General features: G+C 72.2%; 25 protein-coding genes and 1 riboswitch. Of the genes, 2 read left to right on the top strand and 23 right to left on the bottom strand.

Annotation, left to right across the window (positions count from 1 at the left end):
- Positions 1 to 14: 14 nt before the first annotated feature.
- From ACIGW2_RS06835 to rpsB, 8 genes are all read right to left on the bottom strand, one after another.
- Positions 15 to 1,109 carry a thiamine ABC transporter substrate-binding protein gene (locus ACIGW2_RS06835; protein ID WP_356061983.1) on the bottom strand — a complete coding sequence of 365 codons (1,095 nt, stop codon included), beginning with the start codon at positions 1,107 to 1,109 and terminating at the stop codon, positions 15 to 17.
- A gap of 82 nt (positions 1,110 to 1,191) precedes the next feature.
- A riboswitch (TPP riboswitch) is annotated at positions 1,192 to 1,336 on the bottom strand.
- A gap of 29 nt (positions 1,337 to 1,365) precedes the next feature.
- Positions 1,366 to 2,472 carry a 23S rRNA (adenine(2503)-C(2))-methyltransferase RlmN gene (gene rlmN / locus ACIGW2_RS06830; RefSeq protein WP_356061980.1) on the bottom strand — a complete coding sequence of 369 codons (1,107 nt, stop codon included), beginning with the start codon at positions 2,470 to 2,472 and terminating at the stop codon, positions 1,366 to 1,368.
- 57 nt (positions 2,473 to 2,529) lie between these two features.
- On the bottom strand, positions 2,530 to 4,146 hold the full coding sequence (locus tag ACIGW2_RS06825) for an MFS transporter (RefSeq protein ID WP_399841541.1): 1,617 nt from the start codon (positions 4,144 to 4,146) through the stop codon (positions 2,530 to 2,532).
- Between the two features lie 234 nt (positions 4,147 to 4,380).
- Positions 4,381 to 5,520, bottom strand: coding sequence for a phosphatidate cytidylyltransferase (locus ACIGW2_RS06820; protein WP_391652689.1), 1,140 nt, complete (start codon positions 5,518 to 5,520; stop codon positions 4,381 to 4,383).
- Positions 5,520 to 6,077: a ribosome recycling factor gene (gene frr, locus ACIGW2_RS06815; protein WP_356061971.1), complete on the bottom strand. Its 558-nt coding sequence runs from the start codon at positions 6,075 to 6,077 to the stop codon at positions 5,520 to 5,522. Before frr ends, ACIGW2_RS06820 begins: the two co-directional genes overlap by 1 nt.
- 130 nt (positions 6,078 to 6,207) lie before the next feature.
- Positions 6,208 to 6,972 carry a UMP kinase gene (pyrH, locus tag ACIGW2_RS06810; protein ID WP_356061969.1) on the bottom strand — a complete coding sequence of 255 codons (765 nt, stop codon included), beginning with the start codon at positions 6,970 to 6,972 and terminating at the stop codon, positions 6,208 to 6,210.
- Between the two features lie 158 nt (positions 6,973 to 7,130).
- The gene (gene tsf, locus ACIGW2_RS06805) at positions 7,131 to 7,967 is read right to left on the bottom strand and encodes a translation elongation factor Ts (protein ID WP_391652687.1); all 837 of its coding nucleotides are present in this window, start codon (positions 7,965 to 7,967) and stop codon (positions 7,131 to 7,133) included.
- A 111-nt stretch (positions 7,968 to 8,078) separates the two neighbouring features.
- Positions 8,079 to 8,933, bottom strand: coding sequence for a 30S ribosomal protein S2 (gene rpsB, locus ACIGW2_RS06800; protein WP_356061964.1), 855 nt, complete (start codon positions 8,931 to 8,933; stop codon positions 8,079 to 8,081).
- Between the two features lie 254 nt (positions 8,934 to 9,187).
- Here rpsB and ACIGW2_RS06795 point away from each other — a divergent pair, with 254 nt between their 5' ends.
- Both ACIGW2_RS06795 and ACIGW2_RS06790 read left to right on the top strand, forming a co-directional pair.
- Positions 9,188 to 9,688 (top strand): M23 family metallopeptidase, encoded by a 501-nt coding sequence (locus ACIGW2_RS06795; RefSeq protein ID WP_391652686.1) that lies wholly within the window; start codon positions 9,188 to 9,190, stop codon positions 9,686 to 9,688.
- A complete protein-coding gene (locus tag ACIGW2_RS06790; RefSeq protein WP_399841536.1) occupies positions 9,685 to 10,257 on the top strand; it encodes a DUF4262 domain-containing protein in 573 nt (190 codons plus the stop codon). Before ACIGW2_RS06795 ends, ACIGW2_RS06790 begins: the two co-directional genes overlap by 4 nt.
- A 21-nt stretch (positions 10,258 to 10,278) precedes the next feature.
- On the opposite strand, the gene ACIGW2_RS06785 is transcribed toward ACIGW2_RS06790, so the two are convergent.
- The 15 genes from ACIGW2_RS06785 to ACIGW2_RS06715 form a co-directional block, all read right to left on the bottom strand.
- Positions 10,279 to 10,839, bottom strand: a complete 561-nt coding sequence (locus tag ACIGW2_RS06785) for a helix-turn-helix domain-containing protein (protein WP_356062124.1) — start codon at positions 10,837 to 10,839, stop codon at positions 10,279 to 10,281.
- A gap of 57 nt (positions 10,840 to 10,896) precedes the next feature.
- Positions 10,897 to 11,739 (bottom strand): RNA polymerase sigma factor WhiG, encoded by an 843-nt coding sequence (gene whiG, locus ACIGW2_RS06780; RefSeq protein WP_356061956.1) that lies wholly within the window; start codon positions 11,737 to 11,739, stop codon positions 10,897 to 10,899.
- 254 nt (positions 11,740 to 11,993) lie between these two features.
- A complete protein-coding gene (gene dprA, locus ACIGW2_RS06775; protein ID WP_399841532.1) occupies positions 11,994 to 13,289 on the bottom strand; it encodes a DNA-processing protein DprA in 1,296 nt (431 codons plus the stop codon).
- On the bottom strand, positions 13,286 to 14,905 hold the full coding sequence (locus tag ACIGW2_RS06770) for a YifB family Mg chelatase-like AAA ATPase (protein WP_391652683.1): 1,620 nt from the start codon (positions 14,903 to 14,905) through the stop codon (positions 13,286 to 13,288). Before ACIGW2_RS06770 ends, dprA begins: the two co-directional genes overlap by 4 nt.
- A gap of 1 nt (position 14,906) precedes the next feature.
- Entirely contained in the window at positions 14,907 to 15,272 is a 366-nt protein-coding gene (locus ACIGW2_RS06765; protein WP_391652682.1) for a YraN family protein, read from the bottom strand.
- Positions 15,273 to 15,415: 143 nt separating this feature from the next.
- Positions 15,416 to 15,724, bottom strand: coding sequence for a DUF2469 domain-containing protein (locus tag ACIGW2_RS06760; protein ID WP_005311352.1), 309 nt, complete (start codon positions 15,722 to 15,724; stop codon positions 15,416 to 15,418).
- A 55-nt stretch (positions 15,725 to 15,779) separates the two neighbouring features.
- Positions 15,780 to 16,337 (bottom strand): NUDIX hydrolase, encoded by a 558-nt coding sequence (locus tag ACIGW2_RS06755; protein WP_399841529.1) that lies wholly within the window; start codon positions 16,335 to 16,337, stop codon positions 15,780 to 15,782.
- A 75-nt stretch (positions 16,338 to 16,412) separates the two neighbouring features.
- Positions 16,413 to 17,165, bottom strand: a complete 753-nt coding sequence (gene lepB, locus ACIGW2_RS06750; protein WP_399841527.1) for a signal peptidase I — start codon at positions 17,163 to 17,165, stop codon at positions 16,413 to 16,415.
- A 62-nt stretch (positions 17,166 to 17,227) separates the two neighbouring features.
- On the bottom strand, positions 17,228 to 18,244 hold the full coding sequence (gene lepB / locus ACIGW2_RS06745; RefSeq protein WP_399841716.1) for a signal peptidase I: 1,017 nt from the start codon (positions 18,242 to 18,244) through the stop codon (positions 17,228 to 17,230).
- A complete protein-coding gene (gene lepB, locus ACIGW2_RS06740) occupies positions 18,165 to 19,247 on the bottom strand; it encodes a signal peptidase I (protein WP_399841524.1) in 1,083 nt (360 codons plus the stop codon). Before lepB (ACIGW2_RS06740) ends, lepB (ACIGW2_RS06745) begins: the two co-directional genes overlap by 80 nt.
- Entirely contained in the window at positions 19,240 to 20,082 is an 843-nt protein-coding gene (lepB, locus tag ACIGW2_RS06735) for a signal peptidase I (RefSeq protein WP_391652677.1), read from the bottom strand. The genes lepB (ACIGW2_RS06740) and lepB (ACIGW2_RS06735) overlap by 8 nt, the downstream gene beginning before the upstream one ends.
- Positions 20,083 to 20,120: 38 nt before the next feature.
- Positions 20,121 to 20,471, bottom strand: coding sequence for a 50S ribosomal protein L19 (gene rplS / locus ACIGW2_RS06730; RefSeq protein WP_265864619.1), 351 nt, complete (start codon positions 20,469 to 20,471; stop codon positions 20,121 to 20,123).
- 129 nt (positions 20,472 to 20,600) lie between these two features.
- On the bottom strand, positions 20,601 to 21,422 hold the full coding sequence (gene trmD / locus ACIGW2_RS06725) for a tRNA (guanosine(37)-N1)-methyltransferase TrmD (RefSeq protein WP_356061929.1): 822 nt from the start codon (positions 21,420 to 21,422) through the stop codon (positions 20,601 to 20,603).
- Entirely contained in the window at positions 21,422 to 22,054 is a 633-nt protein-coding gene (rimM, locus tag ACIGW2_RS06720) for a ribosome maturation factor RimM (RefSeq protein ID WP_399841519.1), read from the bottom strand. The genes trmD and rimM overlap by 1 nt, the downstream gene beginning before the upstream one ends.
- A gap of 78 nt (positions 22,055 to 22,132) precedes the next feature.
- On the bottom strand, positions 22,133 to 22,372 hold the full coding sequence (locus ACIGW2_RS06715) for an RNA-binding protein (RefSeq protein ID WP_056566048.1): 240 nt from the start codon (positions 22,370 to 22,372) through the stop codon (positions 22,133 to 22,135).
- Positions 22,373 to 22,374 lie beyond the last annotated feature (2 nt).

Here is a 22,374-nt window from a genome sequence, read left to right as displayed (position 1 = left end):
CGTACGGCGGGCGACTACTTCAGGACGAGCGAGGTCCACTGCTGGATCCACTGGTCACGGTTCTCGGCGATCTTCTTCGGCTCCATGGTCTCGGGCTTGTCGATCACCACGCCGTGCTTCGTGAACAGCTCGGGGAGCGTCGCGTCGTTCGTCACCGGGTTGACGAACATCTGCAGCGGCATGTCGTCCTGGAACTTCTTCGAGAGGAGGAAGTCGATCAGCTTCTTGCCGCCCTCGGGGTTCTTCGCCCCGTTGAGCAGGCCCGCGAACTCGGTCTGCCGGAAGCAGGTGCCGGTGGACACGCCGGTCGGCGCGACCTTCGGCTGGGGCTCCGCGTACAGCACCTCGACCGGCGGGGAGGAGGCGTAGGACACGACGAGCGGGCGGTCGCCCTTGGCCTTCTTGCCGCCGGCCGAGCCGGAGAACTCCTGGTTGTAGGCGAGCTCCCAGCTGTCGACCGTCTTCACGCCGTTGGCCTTGAGCTTCTTCCAGTAGTCCTGCCACCCGGCGTCGCCGTACTTCGCGGCCGTGCCGAGCAGGAAGCCGAGGCCCGGGGAGGAGCGCTCCGGGTTCTCGGTGACGAGCAGGTTCTTGTACGCCGGCTTCGCGAGGTCGTCGAAGCTCTGCGGCGGCGCCAGCTTCTTGTCGGCGAAGTACTGCTTGTCGTAGTTGACGCAGATGTCGCCGGAGTCGATCGGGGTGACCCGGTGCTCCTTGTCGAGCTGGAGCGCGGCCGGGACCCGGTCCAGGCCGTGGGCCTCGTACGGGACGAAGATGCCGTTGTCGAGGGCGCGGGACAGCAGCGTGTTGTCCACGCCGAAGAAGACGTCGCCCTGCGGGGAGCCCTTGGTGAGGATCTCCTTGTTGACGGCCTCGCCGGCGTCGCCGCTCTTGAGGACCTTGACCGTGAGGCCGGTCTGGCGGGTGAACTCCGCCAGCACCTCCTTGGAGGCGTTGAAGGAGTCGTGGCTGACCAGCGTCACCGTCTTCGGCATCGGCCGGTCGGTCTTGCCGGCCGCGTCCCGCACGTCGTCGGTGCCGCAGGCGGCGAGGGTGGCGACGCCGAGCGCCGCGACGAGCGCGGCGGCGGCTGCCTTCTGGGTGTTCACGTGAATGTCCTCCTGGTGGTGCCAGGAAGAGACGCGGCCCTGCCCGCGTCCGGCGGGACCGGGCGCGGGCAGGGCGCAACAGCTCGAGTTACGACCGAACTTCCTACCCAGAATGACCTGGGCGAGGTTCAGAGGGTCTGCGGTCTTCGTGCTCGTCGACAAGCCGGTGCGTGTCGACAGGCCGGTCACCGCACTCTCAGCGCTGTGGCGCTCCCCTGTCGGAATATGAAGATGTGTTCGAGCTCAGAGTACAAGGTCAGCGCTCGGCGGCGGCCAGCTGTCCACAGGCGCCGTCGATCTCCTGACCGCGCGTGTCACGCACGGTGACCGGCACGCCGTGGGCGGCGATCGCCTCGACGAAGGCCTTCTCGTCCTCCGGACGGGACGCCGTCCACTTCGAGCCGGGCGTCGGGTTCAGCGGGATCAGGTTCACGTGCACCCGCTTCCCCTTCAGCAGCCGGCCCAGCAGGTCGCCCCGCCACGCCTGGTCGTTGATGTCCCGGATGAGCGCGTACTCGATGGACACCCGGCGGCCCGACTTCTCCGCGTACTCCCAGGCGGCGTCCAGCACCTCCCGCACCTTCCAGCGGGTGTTCACCGGCACCAGGGTGTCGCGCAGCTCGTCGTCCGGCGCGTGCAGCGAGACCGCGAGCCGGCACTTGAAGCCCTCGTCGGCGAAGCGCAGCATCGCCGGCACCAGACCGACCGTCGAGACCGTGATCCCGCGCTGCGACAGGCCGAGGCCGTCCGGCTCCGGGTCGGTGAGCCGGCGGATCGCGCCGACGACCCGCTTGTAGTTCGCCAGCGGCTCGCCCATCCCCATGAACACGATGTTCGACAGGCGCGCCGGGCCGCCCGGCACCTCGCCGTCGCGCAGCGCGCGCATCCCGTCGACGATCTGGTGCACGATCTCGGCCGTCGACAGGTTCCGGTCCAGACCGGCCTGCCCGGTGGCGCAGAACGGGCAGTTCATGCCGCAGCCGGCCTGCGACGAGATGCACATCGTCACCCGGTCCGGATAGCGCATCAGCACCGACTCCACGAGGGTGCCGTCGTGCAGCCGCCACAGCGTCTTGCGGGTGGTGTCGTCGTCGCACGAGATGTGCCGCACCACCGACATCAGATCGGGCAGCAGCTCCCCGGCCAGCTTCTCGCGCGACGCGGCGGGGATGTCGGTCCACTCCGCCGGGTCGTGCGCGTAGCGCGCGAAGTAGTGGGTGGACAGCTGCTTGGCGCGAAACGGCTTCTCGCCGATCGCGGCGACCGCCTCCTTGCGCTCGGCGGGCGAGAGGTCGGCGAGGTGCCGCGGGGGCTGCTTGGCTCCGCGCGGGGCGACGAAAGTGAGTTCTCCGGGCTTGGGCATGGTCCTACCAGTGTCGCAGACCGCGGGCGGTGTGCCGGCGCCGAAGGCGGCCGGCGGTCACGGCCGTGACCGGCCGGGCTGGGTCCGGGGGATCCGGGAGGTGAAGAAGAGCGCCACGACGGACGCGCCGGCGAGGATGGCGAGGGCCGCGCGCAGGCCGTCGAGACGGGCGGCGGCGTTCGCGTCGAGGGCGGCGTCCGCGACCGCGGGGTCGGCGCCCGCCTCGTCCAGTGCTTCGGTGAGCTGGGCGTCCGAGAGGAACGGGATGCCGCTCTGGAGCTCCACGGAGGCCCGGCTCTTCACCTCGGCGGGGATCGCCGGGTTCTGGTCGACGCTCGTCAGGAACGACGACGTGAGCACGGCGATCATGATCGACCCGGCGAGCGCCGTGCCGATGGAGGCACCGAGGTTGGTGACGGAGTTCTGCAGACCGCCGACCTGGGCGCTCTCCTCGTCGGGGACGGCGGAGACGGTGACCGACCCCAGCTGGGACGCCAGCGCGCCCATGCCGAGCCCGATGAGCAGCAGCGGCAGGGTGACGACCTCCGCCCCCGCGTCCGCGTCCAGGGCGGCCATCAGCACGACCGCCCCCGCGAGCAGCGCGAACACGCCGAGCCGCACCACCCGGCGCGGGGAGACGTCGGGGAAGAAGCGCGGGATCAGCAGCGCGGCCGCGAGCAGGGTCACCGACAGCGGCAGGATGTGGGCGCCGGTCGACAGCGCCGACAGGCCGAGGGCCACGGAGAGGTAGAGCGGGACGAGGAAGAACACGCCCATCTGCACCAGGTACTGGAAGAAGAACATGGTCAGCCCGCCGGTCAGCTGCCGGTTCCGCAGCATCGCCGGATCCACCAGCGGGTCCCCGCCGCCGCGGGCGAGCCGGGCCTCCCAGCGCAGGAAGAACCAGAGGAGCAGCAGACCGGCGAGCACCAGCCACACGGTCGGCGAGACGCCGAGCCAGGCGGGCGCGTCGGGCTTGGGCCGCACCCAGCCCCACGCGCCGGCCCGCAGGACGCCGTAGACGAAGGCCCCCAGACCGGCGGCGGACAGGAACGCCCCGACCAGGTCGAGCCGCGGCGGCTCGGTGATCGGCGCGTCGGCGATGCGGCGGGCGACGACGAGGATCACGAGGACGAGCAGCACCTCACCGGCGAAGACCCACCGCCAGGAGAAGTAGGTCGTGGCGAGACCGCCGATCAGCGGTCCGAGCGCGATGGCCACGGCACCGGCGGCCGCCACCGCGCCGTACGCGGCGGGGCGCCGCTCCGTCGGGAAGTTCCCGGCCACCAGCGCCACGATCGCGGGCATGATGAGCGCCGCGCCGACACCCTCCAGGAACGACCAGCCGATCAGCAGGAGGGTCAGGTTCGGCGCGAGGGCCGTGGTGAGCGATCCGCAGCCGTACACGAGGCAGCCGATCATGAAGGCGCGTTTGCGGCCGATCAGCGCCCCGACCGTGCCGCCGGGAATCATCAGCATCGCCATCACCAGCGTGTACGCGGTGATCGCTCCCTGGATCCCGGTGACCGTGGTCCCCACGTCCTCGGCGACCGTCGCGATGGACACGTTCATGACGGAGCTGTCGAGCGCCATCAGGAACTGCCCGGCCGCCAGGGTCAGCAGGACGCCACCGGCCCCGGCCGGCTTCAGGTCCGGATCCGCCTTCGCTTTCATGGTCCGATGCCTGCCCTCGCGGACCCGCCGGGGCGACGGCCCCGCCGCCGACGTCCCCCGCTCGGCGTACGCAGAAGGGCCCGCCGCCCCGGGGGGACGTCGGGCCCTTCGACAACGAACTCCGCGACACGCGCGACCACACGGCCGCACGAGCTGCCGGCTTCTCCGGCTTCCCGGTCGGCCGGAACCGGCCCCGGCCTGCCGGACCGGAACCCGCCTGCCCGGACGAGCCGGTCAGGCGCTGCCGACGAAGACCACCATCAGCAGCCACACCACCGGCGCCGTCGGCAGCAGCGAGTCCAGCCGGTCCATGATGCCGCCGTGGCCCGGCAGCAGCGTGCCCATGTCCTTGATGCCGAGGTCCCGCTTGATCATCGACTCGCCCAGGTCGCCCAGGGTCGCGCTGGCCGCGACCGCGAGGCCGAGCAGCAGGCCCTGCCACCAGGTGCCGTCGTCGATCAGGAACTCCATGCACAGCGCGCCCGCCGCCATCGCGAACGCCACCGCGCCGAGCAGGCCCTCGCGGGTCTTGCCGGGGCTGATCCGCGGCGCCAGCTTGTGCTTCCCGAAGCGCCAGCCCACCGCGTACGCCCCGGTGTCGGACACCACCGTGAGCAGCAGGAAGGTCAGCACCCGCTGCGGGCCGTCGTCCGCGGTCAGCAGCAGCGCCACGAACGTCGCCAGGAACGGCACGTAGAACGCGGCGAACACGCCCGCCGTGACGTCCTTCAGATATCCCTCGGGGGGCTCCGTCATCCGCCACACGAGGACGGCGAGCGCGGTCAGCGCCATCGCCACCCACGCGCCCTCCGGGCCGCGCACGTAGCCGGCGACGACCATCGCCGCGCCGCCGACCGCGAGCGGCACCAGCGGCGCCTTGACGGCCTTGCGCTCCCGCAGCCGCGAGGTCAGCTCCCACAGGCCCACGACCACGGCGACCGCTATCACGCCGACGAAGGCCGGCTTCCAGATGAACAGCGACGCGATGATCACCGCGCCGAGCCCCAGGCCGACCCCTATCGCCGCACCCAGGTCACGGCCCGCGCTCTTCTTCTGCCGCGGCTGCTGCCGGGGCGAGGGAGCGGGCGGAGGCTGGGAGGGGCTGGACATGGGCTCCTGCGGATACTCGTGCCGCGGGTGCTCGTGCGGCGGGTGCTCGTGCGGCGTCTCGTCACGGAACAGGGGACCGCTCGGCAGAGCGGCCCCCCGGTCGTGATCGTCCTGGTTGTCGCCGGCGGAAACGTCGGACACGATGGGCATGGGCCGAGTCTGCGCCGCCCGCCGCCCTTCGTGGGCGGGACCCGCCGGGGCAGGCCCCTGGTCGGGTCCACCGAAGCCGGATCCGGCCGGGGACCCCCAGGATGAGTCGTTCATCAGACCTCGAGGAGCTCGGCTTCCTTGTGCTTGAGCAGCTCGTCCACCTGCGCCACGAACTTCGCGGTGGTGTCGTCGAGCTCCTTCTCGCCGCGGCGGCCCTCGTCCTCGCCGACCTCGCCGTCCTTGACGAGCTTGTCGATGGCCTCCTTGGCCTTGCGGCGCACGGCGCGGATCGAGACTTTGGCGTCCTCGGCCTTGGTCTTGGCGACCTTGATGTAGTCGCGGCGGCGCTCCTCGGTCAGCTCCGGGAACACCACGCGGATGATGCTGCCGTCGTTGCTCGGGTTGACGCCGAGGTCCGAGTCGCGGATGGCCTGCTCGATGTTGCGCAGCGCGCTCTTGTCGAACGGGGTCACCACGGCCATGCGCGGCTCCGGCACCGAGAACGACGCCAGCTGGTTGATGGGCGTGATGGCACCGTAGTACTCGGCCACGATCTTGTTGAACATCGCCGGGTGCGCACGGCCGGTGCGGATCGCCGCGAAGTCATCCTTGGCGACCAGGACGGCCTTCTCCATCTTCTCCTCGGCCTCGAGGAGGGTCTCTTCGATCACCACTTGCTCCTGCGTGTCGTCGCGTTGTGTCCTGCACGGTGTACGACCGGCAGGGCTCTGTCCATCCCCCTCGCGGAACCCGTCCCCCTGACGGAGTCCGTCCCCCGCGCGGGGCGGTTCCCGGTTCGGGTCAGGCCCGGGTGCCCTGGTCGCTCACGAGCGTGCCGATCTTCTCACCCTTCACGGCGCGCGCGATATTGCCCTCGGCGAGCAGCTCGAAGACGAGGATCGGCAGGTCGTTGTCCCGGCACAGGGTGATGGCGGTGGCGTCGGCGACCTTCAGGTCGCGGGAGAGCACCTCGCCGTACTCCAGCGCGTCGAACTTCACCGCGTCGGGGTTGCGCTTCGGGTCGGAGTCGTAGACCCCGTCGACTCCGTTCTTGCCCATCAGCAGGGCCTCGGCGTCGATCTCCAGAGCGCGCTGGGCGGCGGTCGTGTCGGTGGAGAAGTACGGCATGCCCATGCCGGCGCCGAAGATGACCACGCGGCCCTTCTCCAGGTGCCGCACGGCCCGCAGCGGGATGTACGGCTCGGCGACCTGACCCATGGTGATGGCGGTCTGCACGCGCGAGTCGATGCCCTCCTTCTCCAGGAAGTCCTGGAGGGCGAGGCAGTTCATCACGGTGCCGAGCATGCCCATGTAGTCGGACCGGGCCCGGTCCATGCCGCGCTGCTGGAGCTCGGCGCCGCGGAAGAAGTTGCCACCGCCGATCACGATCGCGATCTGGGCGCCGTCGCGGACGACTGCCGCGATCTCGCGCGCGATGGCGTGCACGACATCCGGATCGACCCCGAGGCCGGTGCCCCCGGAGAAAGCCTCGCCGGACAGCTTCAGCATGAAGCGGCCGGCCTTTTTGCCGTTGTTGTCGTCGCCCTGTGCGGCGCCCTGATTCATGGAGATCTCCTCGTGCACATACGAAGAAGGCCATTGCCTGGGGTTCCTTGCGGCTTCCCGTACGGCAATGGCCTCCTCGTCAGATCTGCGGCCGTCCCGCGCGCGGGCGGGCGGCTGCTTCAGACCCTACCGGGGTCCGGTGTCCGTTGCGTACGGACTCAGATGCCGACCTTGATGCGGGTGAAGCGCTTCAGGGTGACACCGGCCTCGTCCAGGATCTGCTGGACCGACTTCTTGTTGTCCAGGGCGTACGGCTGGCCGAGCAGCGTGGCGTCCTTGAAGAAGCCGTTGACGCGACCCTCGACGATCTTGGCGATCGCGGCCTCGGGCTTGCCCTCGGCGCGGGTGGTCTCCTCGGCGATGCGGCGCTCGGACTCGACGACCTCGGCCGGAACGTCCTCGCGGGTGAGGTACTTCGGGGCGAACGCGGCGATGTGCTGCGCGATGCCCTTGGCGACCTCGGCGTTCTCCTTGTCGAACTCGACGAGGACACCGATCTGCGGGGGCAGGTCGGGCATCGTGCGGTGCATGTACGCGGAGACGTAGCCGTCGGCGTACTGCGCGAAGCGGTCGAGGACGATCTTCTCGCCGAGGTTGGCGTTGGCCTCGTCGACGTACGCCTGGACGGTCTTGCCGGCCTCGATCTCGGAGGCGAGCAGCGTCTCGAGGTCGGCCGGGGAGGTGGCGGCGACGTGCGCGGCGAGCGCGTTGGCGACGGCCAGGAACTTCTCGCCCTTGGCGACGAAGTCCGTCTCGCACTTCAGCTCGACGAGGACGCCGGAGGTGTTGTCGTCGGCGATGAGGGAGACCACGGCGCCGTTCTCGGCGGAGCGGCCCTCGCGCTTGGCGACACCCTTCTGGCCCTTGATGCGCAGGGCCTCCACGGCCTTCTCGACGTCGCCGTCGGCCTCGTCCAGGGCCTTCTTGCAGTCCATCATGCCGGCGCCGGTGAGCTCGCGGAGCTTCTTGACGTCAGCGGCGGTGTAGTTCGCCATGAGTCTGTTTCTCTTTCGAAGTCTGAAAGATCGGGCGGGTCCACGGGTGGACGGCGGGGACCTCGTGAGCCCCCGCCGTCGTCACCCGAAGGTCCTGAGGGACCGGAAGGGTCAGGCCTGCTCGGCGTCGGCGGCCGGCGCCTCGGCAGCCGGGGCCTCGGCGGCGGCCGGAGCCTCGTCCGCCTTCTTCTCGCCCTCGAGCAGGTCGCGCTCCCACTCGGCGAGCGGCTCGCCGGCGGCCTTCTCGCCCGGCTTCGAGTCGCCGGTGGCGGCGCCGGAGCGGGCGATGAGGCCCTCGGCGACGGCGTCGGCGATCACGCGGGTGAGCAGGGTGACGGAGCGGATCGCGTCGTCGTTGCCCGGGATCTTGTAGTCGACCTCGTCGGGGTCGCAGTTGGTGTCGAGGATCGCGACGACCGGGATGTGGAGCTTGCGCGCCTCACCGACGGCGATGTGCTCCTTCTTGGTGTCGACGATCCAGACGGCGCTCGGCACCTTCTGCATCTCGCGGATACCACCGAGGGTCTTCTCCAGCTTGGCCTTCTCGCGGGAGAGGACCAGGAGCTCCTTCTTGGTGAGACCGGAGGCGGCCACGTCCTCGAAGTCGATCTGCTCGAGCTCCTTGAGGCGCTGCAGACGCTTGTAGACGGTCGAGAAGTTGGTGAGCATGCCGCCCAGCCAGCGCTGGTTCACGTAGGGCATGCCGACGCGGGTCGCCTGCTCGGCGATGGCCTCCTGGGCCTGCTTCTTCGTACCGACGAACATGATGGAGCCGCCGTGCGCGACGGTCTCCTTGACGAACTCGTAGGCGCGGTCGATGTACGACAGCGACTGGAGCAGGTCGATGATGTAGATGCCGTTGCGCTCGGTGAAGATGAAGCGCTTCATCTTCGGGTTCCAGCGACGGGTCTGGTGACCGAAGTGGACGCCGCTCTCCAGCAGCTCCCGCATCGTGACGACGGCCATGGCCGTATCTCCTTGGATTGATCGGTTGTGTCCTGACGCCCCGACGCGCCGTGCCACGAGGGACCGATCGGCGCTGCCACCCGTCGGCGAGACCGGTGGCGGGGCGTGCGAAGTCGACCCGGTGACCCGGGTCGCCATGGAAAGTGTACGGGACCCCGGGAGCGCCGGGTGACGCCGTTGTCCACAACCGGGCGCTTGTCCACAGATTCCGCCGATGCCGGTCATCGCCCCGGCGCCCGGGGCAGCCTGCCGTCATGCGCCTGATCCCGATGATCCTGCTGACCCTGCTCACGGCGGTGTGGCCGGTCGGCCCGCCGCGTCCCGTCGTCCTGCGCGGCTGGGAGCCTCCGCCCGGGCCGTACGCCGCGGGCCACCGCGGCCTCGACCTCGCGGCCCCGCCGGGCACCCCGGTCCGCGCCCCCGCCGCGGGCACGGTCACCTTCGCCGGCCCGGTCGGCGGCCAGGGCGTCCTGGTCCTCACCCACCCGGGCACGGGCCGCCCGCCCCTGCGCACCACCTACGTCCCGGTGACCCCCGCGGTCCCCACCGGCACCCGGGTCCGCCCCGGCGACCTCCTCGCCCACACCACCCCGACCCCCCACTGCCCCCGCGCCTGCCTCCACTGGGGCCTCCTCCGCGGCGACACCTACCTGAACCCCCTGCTCCTCCTGACCGCCGGAGGCGGCTCGCGCCTGCTGCCGGTGTGGGGGCAGGGGGTGGAGCCCCCGCGCGGCTCTGCTTGGATGCCCGGGTGACCGCCCCGACCCCGCCCTCGTCGTGCCCGTGCCTGCTGTGCGATCCCGCCGCCTCGGCGACCCCGCGGGCGCGCCGATTCGTGGAGGAGCACTGGTCCCGGGAGACGGCGGACGTCCGCGAGCACGGCTGGCACGTGGTGGGCGTCGCGGGCGGGGACATCCCGGACTGGTCCTTCACGGTCGGCCTGTGGCACTCGTACCGGGTGCCGGAGGTGGCGATGTTCGGCCTGGAGCTGTCCGGGCTGATGCACTGGGTGAATACCGCCGCAGCTCGGCTGCGCGACGGGGCGGCCACGGCGCCCGGCACGGCGCTCGCGGGCGTCATCGAGGGGTACGAGGTCCGGCTGCAGCCCGTGGAGACCGGCTGGCACCGGCCGCTGCTGGGCACGGCGGTCGGCTTCTACCGGCGGAGGCCGGTGCCCGTGGTTCAGGCGGTCTGGCCCGACCGTGACCGGCGCTGGCCCTGGGACGAGCGGGCGACTGCGGGCTGCCGGGCGCAGCCCCGTCTGTGGCTGCCGGTGGCCGAGCACCCGGCCGGGGTGTGGACGAGGGAAGCGGCCGAGGAGTAGAGCGGGCGGCGTTCCCGGGGGTCAGGTGCCGTGGAGGCCGTGCAGGGCGAGGGAGACGGCCGCGTCGGTGATGGTGGCCGGGTCCTCGGCGGCGCCGAGTTCGATGCGGCGGACGGCGGCGTCGACCACGCCCTGGAGGAGCATGGCCTCCAGGCGGGGCTGGGGGCGGCCGAGGTCGGTGAGGGCGGCGACGATCATGGTGACGAGGCCGCCGTGGGCGGCGCGGATCTTCTCGCGGGCGCCGTCGTCGAGCTCGCTCGCGGAGATGGCGACGACGGCCCGGTGCCGGCGGTCGCCGACGAGGTCGAGCTGGCGGCGGACGTACGCCTCGATCTTGCCCTCGGCGGTGTCGGCGGCGGCCATGGCCGCTTCGACCTCGGCGGCCCAGACGGGGAAGTCGACGGCGCAGAGCTCCTCGACGACGGCGGCGCGGGAGCGGAAGTACTCGTAGACGGACGAGCGGGCCAGGCCCGTGCGCTCGGCGAGGGCGGGGAAGGTCAGTGCTTCCGTACCGCCTTCGGACAGCAGGGAGCGCGCGGCGTCCAGCAGGGCGGCGCGCTGCATCGTCCGGTGCTCGGCCACGGAGGCCGCTCGAATCCTTGGCACGGATCCACTGTACGGCGGCGGGGCGGGGGTGCGTCAGCGGCCCACGTCGGCCAGCTTGGCGCGCAGCTGGAGGACGGACTTGGTGTGGATCTGGCTGACGCGGCTCTCGGTGACACCGAGGACGTGGCCGATCTCGGCGAGGGTGAGGCCCTCGTAGTAGTAGAGCGTGACGACGGTCTTCTCCCGTTCGGGGAGGGTGTTGATGGCGCGGGCGAGGAGCCGGCGCAGTTCTCGGTCCTCGGCGACCTCGACCGGGTTGTCCGCGGCGGTGTCCTCGAGGGTGTCCATGAGGGAGAGGCGGTCGCCGCCCTCTCCGCCGACGTGCAGGAGCTCTTCGAGGGCGACGACGTTGGCCAGGGACAACTGGCTGAAGACGGAGTGGAGTTCCTCGAGGGTGACGCCCATCTCGGCGGCGACCTCGGCCTCGCTGGGGGTGCGGCGCAGCTGGGCTTCGAGGGTGGCGTAGGCGCGTTCGACGTTGCGGGCCTTCTGGCGGACGGAGCGGGGGATCCAGTCGAGGGCGCGCAGTTCGTCGATCATGGCGCCGCGGATGCGCGTGATGGCGTAGGTCTCGAACTTGATGGCCCGCTCGACGTCGAACTTCTCGATGGCGTCGATGAGTCCGAAGACTCCGGAGGACACGAAGTCGGCCTGCTCGACGTTGGAGGGCAGGCCGACGCTGACGCGGCCGGCGACGTATTTGACGAGCGGCGAGTAGTGCAGGATCAGCTGCTCCCGCAGCCGTTCGTCGCCGGTGTCCTTGTAGGAGCGCCACAGTTCGTCGAGCGAGGTCGGTGCGGGCGGTCGCACGGTGTCGGTGCCCCGGGCTGCTGGGGGCACCGCGGCGCGGTCAGACCCGGAGGTGTGCTGGGGCATGCGTCGCCTTGAGCCGTTCTGCTGTGAGGTGCGTAGCTGTCGTTCCGGTGGTGGGGTGGGGGATCCTCGTGAGCGTAGCGTGAGTGGGCCGTCGCGGTGAGCGAACGTCGGGGGACGGGTCCGGTCCGGGTGGCCGTGGTCGTGCACATCTTCGAGTGGGGGTCGGGGCGCGGTGCGGCTCCCCGGGGGCGGCGGGGAGATCGCGGTTGCTCGTCGTCTTCACCGTCTTCACCTTTTCACCCGAATGCTCCGGGTCAAGTACCGCCATGCCGGGCGTTCGACGGTTGTGTGGGTGTGTTCGTCAATCGCCAGTGGTCGTCGTGCCGCTCGACGAACCCGAGCGAGTGGAGTTCGTACAGCTTGGCGAGGGTGTGGTCGGGGTCGGTGCCGGCGCGGGTGGCGATGTCGGCGAGCGGGGTGGGGTGACGGGCGGGCAGGGCTTCGAGGACGCGGGCGGTGTCGGGGGCGAGGAGGTCGCGGGGCAGGACGGGTCCGCGGCGGGGCGGGGCCAGTTGGCCGATGTCTCCGACGAGTTCGACGATGTCGGCGGCGTCGCTGACGAGGGTGGCCTCGCCGCGGAGGAGTTCGTGGACCCCTGCGGAGAGGCCGCTGGTGACGGGTCCGGGGACGCCCATGGTGTGGCGGCCGAGGCGGGCGGCGGCGCGGGCGGTGACGAGGGAGCCGCTGCGGTGTTCGGCTTCGACGACGACGGTGCCGCGGGTGAGGGCGGCGATGACGCGGTTGCGGAGGACGAAGCGGCTGCGGGTGGGGTGTCCGCCGGGTGGGAGTTCGCCGAGGACGAGGCCCTGTTCGGTGATCCGGCGGATGAGGCCGGCGTGTCCGCGGGGGTAGGGGACGTCGACGCCGCAGGCGAGGACGGCGATGGTGGCGCCGCCGGTGCCGAGGGCGCCGCGGTGGGCGGCGCCGTCGATGCCGAAGGCGGCGCCGGAGACGACGACCCAGCCGTGTTCGCTGAGTCCGGCGGCCAGGGCGGCGGCGGTGTGGGCGCCGTAGGGGGTGCAGGCGCGGGCGCCGACGAGGGCGACGGAGCGCAGGGCCCAGGCGCGGAGGTCGGCGGGGCCGCGGACCCAGAGTCCGATGGGGCGGGCGTCGCCGAGGTCGTCGAGTTGGCGGGGCCATTCGGTGTCGCCGGGGATGACGAAACGGCCGCCGAGCCGGGCGATGTGGTCGAGGTGCTGTTCGGGTGTGGCGGTGCGGGCGCGGCGGCGCCACCCGGCGAGGCGGGCTTCGGTGAGGGCCGGGGGTGTGCGCTCGCCGTGGGAGTCGTCATGGACGTCTTCGTACGGTCCCGGGGTGCCGGGGGCCCACAGGCCGGGTTGCGCGGGGACGGCGTTCTCGCGGAGGAGGCGGAGGAATCCGTTGGCGCCGTACCGCCGGAGGGCGCGTCCGGCATGGGGGTCGCCGGGTTCGACGATGTGGCTGAGGGCGGCGCGGGCGAGGCGCTCCTCGTCGGGCGGTCGGCCGTGCGGGCCCTGGTGCGGGTCCCGGCCCCGGTGCGGGTCCCTGCCCGGGTTCGGGTGCGGGGTCATGTCCACTCCCCCGCTCCGGCGGTGACGGGGACGCCGCGGCTGATGCCGGTGCGCAGTTCGAGGGCGAGGGCGAGTTCCTCGGGGCCGGGGCGGTCGCGGCCGGCGAGGTCGGCGGCGGTCCAGGCGACGCGGAGGACGCGGTCGAGGCCGCGCGCGGTCAGGAGCCCGCGCTCGATGTCGCGTTCGGCGGCGGCGAGGGCGCCGGGGGCGGCCTGGTAGCGGGTGCGGAGTTCGTGGCCGGGGATCTCGCTGTTGACGGTCCACGGGGTGTCGTGGAGCCGGGCGGCGGCACGGGCGCGGGCCTCGCGGACGCGGTCGGCGACGGCGGCGCTGGGTTCGCCGCGGCCGCCCTGGCCGAGGAGGTCGGTGCGGGTGACGGGTTCGACCTCGACGCGGAGGTCGACGCGGTCGAGGAGGGGTCCGGAGAGGCGGGCCTGGTAGCGGCGGATGACGGAGGCGGGGCATTCGCAGCCGGTGCCGAGGAGGGTGTGGCGTCCGCAGGGGCAGGGGTTGGCGGCGAGGGCGAGCAGGAAGCGGGCGGGGAGGCGGACGACGCCGGCGGCGCGGGCGACGACGACGTGTCCGGATTCGAGGGGCTGGCGGAGGGCGTCGAGGGCCTTGCCGCTGAACTCGGGGGCCTCGTCGAGGAAGAGCACGCCTCGGTGGGCCAGCGAGACGGCGCCGGGGCGGGGCAGTCCGTTTCCGCCGCCGACGAGGGACTGCATGGTGGCGGAGTGGTGGGGTGCGCAGTAGGGCGGACGGTGGACGAGGGGTTCGCCGGGCGGGAGGATGCCGGCGACCGAGTGGACGGCGGTGACTTCGAGGGATTCCTGCCGGGTGAGCGGCGGGAGGATGCCCGGGAGCCGTTCGGCGAGCATGGTCTTTCCGGCGCCGGGTGGTCCCGTGAGGAGCAGGTGGTGGCCGCCGGCGGCGGCGATCTCCAGGGCGCGGCGGGCGGTGTGCTGGCCGGCGACGTCGGCGAGGTCGGGTCCGTCGGCGGGGCCGGCGGCGAGCCCGGTGCCGATGCCGGCGCCGGGGACGAGGAGTCCGGCGAGCATGGGGTCGGGGCGGCCCTCCTGGTGGGGTTCCTCCTCGGGGACGGGTTCGTCGGCGAGGACGGCGATGAGCTGGCCGAGGGTGCGGACGCCGAGCACGGAGACGCCGGGGACGAGGGAGGCCTCGCCGGCGGTCTGTTCGGGGACGACGACCTGGCGGTAGCCGGCCTCGGCGGCGGCGAGGACGGCGGGCAGGACGCCGCGGACGGGGCGGACCCGGCCGTCGAGGCCGAGCTCTCCGATGAGGACGAGGTCGGCGATGGTGCGCGGGTCGATGCGTTCGGCGGCGCCGAGGACGGCCGCGGCCACGGCCAGGTCGAAGCCGGAGCCTCCCTTGGGGACGGAGGCGGGGCTGAGCCCGACGGTGAGCTTCTTCTGGGGCCATGCGGCGCCGGCGTTGACGATGGCGGCGCGGACGCGGTCGCGGCTCTCGCTGAGGCTCTTGTCGGGGAGTCCGACGAGGGTGAAGGCGGCGACGCCGGCTTCGAGGTCGGCCTGGACCTCGACGACCACGCCTTCGACGCCGACGAGGGCCACGGAACAGGTGCGGGCGAATCCCATGTCAGGCCACCCCCTGGGCGTGGGTGACGACGGGCGCCCCGCGGCGGGGCAGCAGGACGCCGACGAGGTCGATGCGGACGGCGGCGCCCGCGGCCGGCCCGCCGTGGGTGTCGAGCCAGCAGGCGGCGAGCCGCCGGAGCCGGGCGGCCTTGGCCGGGGTGACGGCGGCCATGGGGTGCTGGAAGGCGCCGTCGCGGCGGGTCTTGACCTCGCAGATGACGAGGGTGTCGCCGTCGCGGGCGACGATGTCGATTTCTCCGGTCCGGCCGCAGCGCCAGTTCCTGGCGAGGATGTGCAGGCCGGTGTCGGTGAGCCGGCGGGCGGCGACGTCTTCGCCGTACCGTCCGAGTGCTCGGGTCGCGTTCATGCGGTACCACCTCCGGTACCGACTGTGACGCATGGTCACGCTGCGTGTGCGGGCCTGTGGACGGGCGGCCGGCTGTGGAAAACCGGCTCACTCGTCCGAGGGATTGACCCGCAGCGGTCAACGCCGAGCGGCGCGTCCCGGGTTCAGCTTCCGGGCAGCTCCAGGTCGCTCTTGTTGAGCTCCTCGATGTTGACGTCCTTGAAGGTGAGCACGCGGACCTGCTTCACGAAGCGGGCGGGCCGGTACATGTCCCAGACCCAGGCGTCGGCCATGGAGACCTCGAAGAAGACCTCGCCCTGGACCGAGTGCACCTGCATCTCGTAGTCGTTGGTGAGGTAGAAGCGCCGCTCGGTCTCGATCACGTATTTGAACAGCCCGACGACGTCGCGGTACTCCCGGTAGAGCTTCAGCTCCATCTCGGTCTCGTACTTCTCGAGGTCCTCGGCGCTCATGGCATGTTCCCCTTCAGCCGTGCGTCCCCCTATTGTGCGCCAGTCGTCCGGGCCCCTAAACGATTTCCGGGGCGAGGTCGAGCGGCGGGCTCGGGGGTCCGTCGTCGAGCAGCGCGTCCAGCAGCTCGGCGAGTCTGTTGGGGTACACCGTCTCACGGGCCGCCGACAGTTCGGCGGAGGTCCACCATCTCAGGCCGGAGACGCTGCGGGTCTCCAGCTCGGTGAGGCCTGCGGGCGCGGTCGCGGTCTGGGTGGTGCGGGCCAGGTAGTACCACTCGTCCTGGTCCCAGCGGCGGCCGGCGAAGGGGAAGGAGCAGTGGCGCCGCCACAGCACGGGACCGAGTTCGACCTCGGTGATACCGGTCTCCTCGGCGAGTTCGCGCAGCGCGGCCTCCTCGCGGCTCTCCTCGCCCTCCAGGCCGCCGCCCGGTGTGAACCACCAGGTCTGGCCGGGGTCCTCGGGCTCGTGGCCGTGCAGGAGGAGGATCCGGTCGTCCGGGTCGAGCAGGACGACCCGGGCCACCTTCCTGACCTCGGCGGCGGGCGCGTACCCGCTCCCCGCCCCGGCCTCGTGCGAGGTCCCCGCCGCCGGCCCGTCTCCGGTCTCCGTCATGCCTTCACCGTCTCCCTCTCCCCCGTGCTCCCCCGTGCCCGCCATGCCCGTCTCCCCCGTGCCGGTCCGCGGCGGTCAGGCCGTACGACGGCCGCGGCCGAGGCGCCGGGCCACCGGTCCGTGCGCGGCGCCCGCGAGGATCAGTACACACCCGGCGACGATCGCGGTGAAGAGGGGCACCACGGGGCCGGGCGTGGAGATGCCGCCGGGCAGCGCGGCGAAGCCGGCGGGCCGGGCCAGGAGGCCGGGGGCGGGCCAGGCCACCGCGTCGACCCGGCCGAGGACGGAGGAGCGCGGAATCGAGCCGTGCGCGGAGTCCTGGAGGTGGGCGCGGGAGTCCATCGAGTTGTGCCGCTCGTCGCCGAGCAGGAAGAGGCTGCCCTCGGGCACGGTGGCGGTGAAGCGCTCCCCGGAGGGCGCCTTGCCGTCGGCCAGGTAGGTCTCCTCGACGGCCTTGCCGTTGAGGGTGAGGCGGCCGTCGGCACCGCAGCAGGCGATCGTGTCGCCGCCGACGCCGAGGACCCGCTTCACCATGGGCACGTTGCCCCACAGCGGGTCCTGGAAGACCACGACGTCACCGCGCTTCACCTCGGCGCCGTCGACGCGCTCGGCGAGCACCTTGGAGCCGACGGCGAGCGTCGGGGTCATGGAGTCGCTGGGCACGGTGTACGGCTGGTAGAAGACCGCGCCGGCGACGAAGCCGCCGAGGAACAGCACACAGCCGACGGCCACGACCAGCCCCGACAGGACCCTGCCGAGGCGGCCGTGGCCGTCCTTCGTACGCGCCGACGGGCGTGGCGTACGCGATGTGCTCGATGTGACGCTCATGGGCACCTCGGGGGATCCGCGGCCGTCCGTGCGACGGTCCGGGACGGCACCCTACCCGCGGGTCACCTCTCGGCGGTATGCCCGGCGGCCGGGACGTCCGCGCGGGCGGTCCGCCGCCGGCGGCGCCACAGGACCAGCGGGAGCGCTCCGGCGAGGCCCAGGGCCGCCGGGGCGGCGGGCGCCGCGGCCAGGGCCCGGCTGAGCCCGGGCTGGTCGAAGGTGTCCGGGACGGGCAGCGTGGACCAGCGGGTCACCGGCCAGGCGATGACGACGGCGCGGCCCACGACCTCGTCGTTGGAGACGGTGCCGCCGCCCGGGAGCTCCATGTGGAAGCGGGAGTCCAGGGAGTTCTGCCGGTTGTCGCCCATCACCCAGATGCGGCCCTCGGGGACCTTGACCGGGCCGAAGGCGGGGTCGCACGGGACCGAGCCGGGGTGCAGATAGGCGCTCTCGTCGAGCTCCTTGCCGTTGACGACGACCTTGCCGCCCTCCTTGCAGGAGACGGTGTCGCCGCCGACCGCGATGACCCGCTTGATCAGGTCCTTCTCCTCGGCGGACGGCATGAGGCCGATGAAGCTGAGGACCTTCTGCACGACGTTCGGCTCGGGGGTGTTGCCCTCCTCCAGCCAGCCGCCCGGGTCGTGGAAGACGACGACCTCGCCGCGCTCGGGCTCGGAGCCGAACCACGGGGTGAGCTTGTCGACGAGGACCCGGTCGCCGCGCTGCAGCGTGTTCATCATCGAGTCGGAGGGGATGGAGAAGGCCTGCACCAGGAAGGTCTTGATCAGCAGCGCGAGGACGAGCGCGATGCCGATGAGCAGGGGCAGTTCCTTCCAGAAGGAACGGGGCCGGTTGGGGCCGCGGCCGCCGCGCCCGGAGCGCTCGCCGTCACCGTCCCCGTCGCCGTCGTCGCCGGAACCGTGGTCGCCGGAGCCCGCGCCGGCAGGACCGTCCACCGGGCCCGCGCCCTGCTCCGTACCGCCCGGGCCGGGGCCGTGGTCAGGGCCGGGGCCGGAACCCTGGCCGGGGCGCTCGGGCCTCTCGGGCTCGTCGTGTCCTGATCGCGCGCCGACGGCCAAATCCCCCACATCCACTCCTCAGTCCGTGCCACCACCCGTCCCGGAACAGGGACAGGCCCACCACTCCCATAACGAGCAGAAGTTCCGCAGGGGTCGGGAGCCCGGGCAATCCGTTGAGATTGCGCTGGGACACCCTATGCGACGGACCTGGGAATTCGGCCGCGGCCGCCCCGTGCCCCGCGGCCGGATCCGGTACGGAGGCGAAGGTGTCGCGCTCCTCCAGTCCGCGCCAGTGCCCGATCGGCCAGGCGATGACCACGGCCCGGCCGACGACCTGCTCCAGCGCGACCGTGCCGTGCTCCGGCTCGTCGAGGTGGAAGCGCGAGTCGGCGGAGTCGGAACGGTGGTCGCCCATCACGAAGACCCTGCCCGCCGGGACCTTCACCTCGAAGGGAATGGTCGAGGGGGCGTTCCCGGGGTGCAGATACGGTTCGTCCAGCGGTACGCCGTTGACGGTGAGCCGCCCGTCGGCACCGCAGCACTTCACCGTGTCGCCGCCGACCGCGACGACCCGCTTGATCAGGTCCCGCTCGTCGGCCGAGGGCAGCAGGCCGATGAAGGTCAGCGCCTGCTTGAGCTGCTTGACGCCCACCGGGTCGTCGGCGGGCGGCGTGGCCTCCTGCTGGAGCCAGTTGCCGGGGTCCTTGAAGACGACGACGTCACCGCGTTCCGGTTCGGCGCCGAACCACGGCGTGAGCTTGTCGACCAGCACCCGGTCGTCGATCCGGATGGTCTGCTCCATGGAGCCGGAGGGGATGACGAAGGCCTGCACCAGGAAGGTCTTCAGGACCAGGGCGATCAGCACGGCGACGGTGACCAGCAGCGGGATCTCGGTGATCGCGGAGCGCCGGCGGCGCCGCTTGACCTTGCGGGCGAGCCTGCGCCGTTCGGCCCGCCCGGCCGTGGCGCGTCCGCCCTCGCCGGCGGTGCCGGCCGCCCCGTCGGCACCGTGGGCGCCGTGGGCGGCGCGGCGGCCGGCGGGGGCCCTGCCCCGCCTACCCATGCCCGCCCGGTCCGGTCCACTGCGGTACGGCGTCGAAGGCGTCGGTGTCCGGCACGGTGGACCAGCGGCCGACCGGCCAGCCGATCCAGTCGGCGCGGCCGATGACCTGCTCGACCGGGACGACGCCGCCGCCGGGCTGGCCGAGGTGGTCGCGGGAGTCGCTGGACTGGCTGCGGTGGTCGCCCATCACCCACAGGGTGCCGTCGGGGACCACGATGTCGAAGGGCACGTTGGACGGGCGGTCGCCGAGCTTCACGTAGTACTCGGGCACGGGCACGCCGTTGACGGTGAGCCGGCCGTCCTTGTCGCAGCAGACGACCCGGTCGCCGCCGGTGCCGATGACCCGCTTCACGAAGTCGGTCTCGTCGGGCTCGGCGAGGCCGAGGGCGGCGGCCGCGTCGTGCAGCAGGCCGGTGACCGGGTTCCCGGCGGGCTCTTCCTGGAGGAAGGAGCCGGTGCCGTCGAAGACGACGACGTCACCGCGGCGCGGCTCGTTGCCGAAACGGTACGCCAGCTTGTTGACCAGGATCCGGTCGCCGACCTGGAGGGTGGGTTCCATGGAACTGCTGGGCACCAGGAAGGGCTGGAGCACGAAATGGCTGAAAACCAGCAGGAAGACCATGCAGGCGAGGCCGATCAGACCGGTCCGCCGCCAGGTCAGCGCCCCGCCCCGGTCGGAGTCGGGGTCCTGGTCCGCCGCCGAATCCGCTTCCGGGTTCGTGTCCCGGTCCGCGTCGCCGTCGGGCCCGCCGGGCCCGGAAACGCGCGCGGAGCGCGACCGCTCCTCCTCGCCGGAGGAGCGGTCGCGCTCCGTGTGCTGTGCTTCGGTGTCCATCGGGGGCGAGCCTATCCCGCCACCCTGTGGGCCGATGCTCAGTTGTCGCGCTTCTCCTTGATCTTGGCAGCCTTGCCGCGCAGCTCACGCAGGTAGTAGAGCTTGGCGCGACGGACGTCACCGCGGGAGACGAGCTCGATCTTCTCGAAGATCGGGCTGTGCACCGGGAAGGTGCGCTCGACGCCGACGGAGAACGAGACCTTGCGGACCGTGAAGGTCTCGGAGACGCCCGAGCCCTGACGGCGGATGACGACACCCTTGAACTGCTGGATGCGGGAGCGGTTGCCCTCGATGACGCGAACGTGGACGTTCACGGTGTCGCCGGGGCGGAAGGCCGGAACGTCGGAGCGCAGGGTGCCCGCGTTGACCTGGTCGAGCAGGGAGGCCATGGAGGTCTCTTTCCTCGCTGATGCCACAGGTCATCAGCGGTACGTACGAATGGATGGAGATGATCGTGCGCCTCTGGCGGGCGTCGTCCCCCCTGTGGCAGGGGCGCGCGCCGGACGTACGACAGCGGCCTATTCTTCCACGGGCCCGGGCCCGCGCCAAAATCGGCCGCCGGGTTCGGGGGCCCAGCCGAGCATGGAGAGGATCTCCCGGTCCTTCTTGTCGAAGGCGGCCGGGTCGGTGCGCTCGATCAGGTCGGGGCGGTGGGCGACGGTGCGCCGCAGGGCCTCGTCCCGGCGCCAGCGCGCGATCTTCCCGTGGTGCCCGCTGAGCAGCACGTCCGGGATGGCGCGGCCACGCCACTCCGGGGGCTTGGTGTAGACGGGGCCTTCCAGGAGGTTGGCCATGGCGCCGGGGGCGAAGGAGTCGTCGCGGTGCGACTCGGCGTTGCCGAGGACGCCGGGCAGCAGCCGGGCGACGGCCTCGGTGACGACCAGCACGGCGGCCTCGCCGCCGGCCAGGACGTAGTCGCCGATGGACACCTCGTAGACCGGCATCCGGGTCGCGTACTCGTCGATCACACGCCGGTCGATGCCCTCGTAGCGGGCAGGCGTGAAGATCAGCCAGGGGCGCTCGGAGAGCTCGACGGCCAGCTCCTGGGTGAAGGGGCGACCGCTGGGGGTGGGGACGACGAGGGCCGGGGCGTGGGCGCCGGCCTCGAAGCCGTCGGCGAGGGTCTGGTCGAGGGCGTCTCCCCAGGGCTCGGTCTTCATGACCATGCCGGGGCCGCCGCCGTACGGGGTGTCGTCGACGGTGTTGTGCCGGTCGTAGGTCCACTGCCGCAGGTCATGGACGTGCACGTCGAGCTGTCCGCGGGCGCGGGCCTTGCCGACCAGCGAGACGTTCAGCGGTTCGAGGTACTCGGGGAAGATCGTGACGACGTCGAGGCGCATCAGGAGGCGCCCTTCTCGGCGTCGGCGTCCTTGTCGGCGTCGGCGTCGTTCTCGGCGCCGGAGCCCTGCCCGGCGTCCTCGCCGTCCTGCTCCGCGTCGCGCGCGGAGGCCACGACGGCCTCGCGGTCGTCGATCAGGCCGGGCGGCGGGGTGATGACGGCGCGCTGGTTCTCCAGGTCGATCTCGGTGACGATCTCGGAGACGAAGGGGATCATGACCTCGCTGCCGTCGGGCCGCTCGACGATGAACAGGTCCTGGGACGGCAGGTGGGAGATCTCGCTGATCACGCCGATCTCGGTGCCGTCGGCGAGGACGACGTCGAGGTCGACCAGCTGGTGGTCGTAGTACTCGTCCTCCTCCTCGGGCAGCTCGTCGGGGTCGACCTCGGCGATGAGGAGGGTGTTGCGCAGGGCCTCGGCGCCGTTGCGGTCGCGGACGCCCTCGAAGCGCAGCAGCAGCCGGCCGCTGTGCACCCGGCCGGACTCGATGGTGAGGGGCCCGGCGGAGGCCGGGTCCGTGTGCAGGACGGCGCCGGGTCCGAGCCGCAGCTCGGGCTCGTCGGTCCGCACCTCGACGGTGACCTCGCCCTTGATCCCGTGGGCACGGCCGATCCGCGCGACTACCAACTGCACTGGTGAACTCTCCCTGTCGTACGACAACGGGCCGGGGCGGGCGCGCAGCCCTCCCCGGCCCGTGCCGGTGTCAAACTTTCAGCGGACCTGGTCCACGTCGACGAGGTCGACGCGGATACCCCGGCCGCCGATGGCACCCACGACGGTGCGCAGCGCACGCGCGGTGCGGCCGTTGCGGCCGATCACCTTGCCGAGGTCGTCGGGGTGCACCCGGACCTCGAGAACGCGGCCGCGACGCAGGTTGCGCGAGGCGACCTGCACGTCGTCGGGGTTTTCGACGATGCCCTTCACGAGGTGCTCGAGAGCCTCCTCGAGCATGA

This window comes from Streptomyces sp. NPDC053541 (assembly GCF_044544705.1).
In the GTDB taxonomy this organism is placed as follows: domain Bacteria; phylum Actinomycetota; class Actinomycetes; order Streptomycetales; family Streptomycetaceae; genus Streptomyces.
Note: the sequence above shows the minus strand (reverse complement) of the source record. Positions and strands in the feature narration are given on the sequence as shown.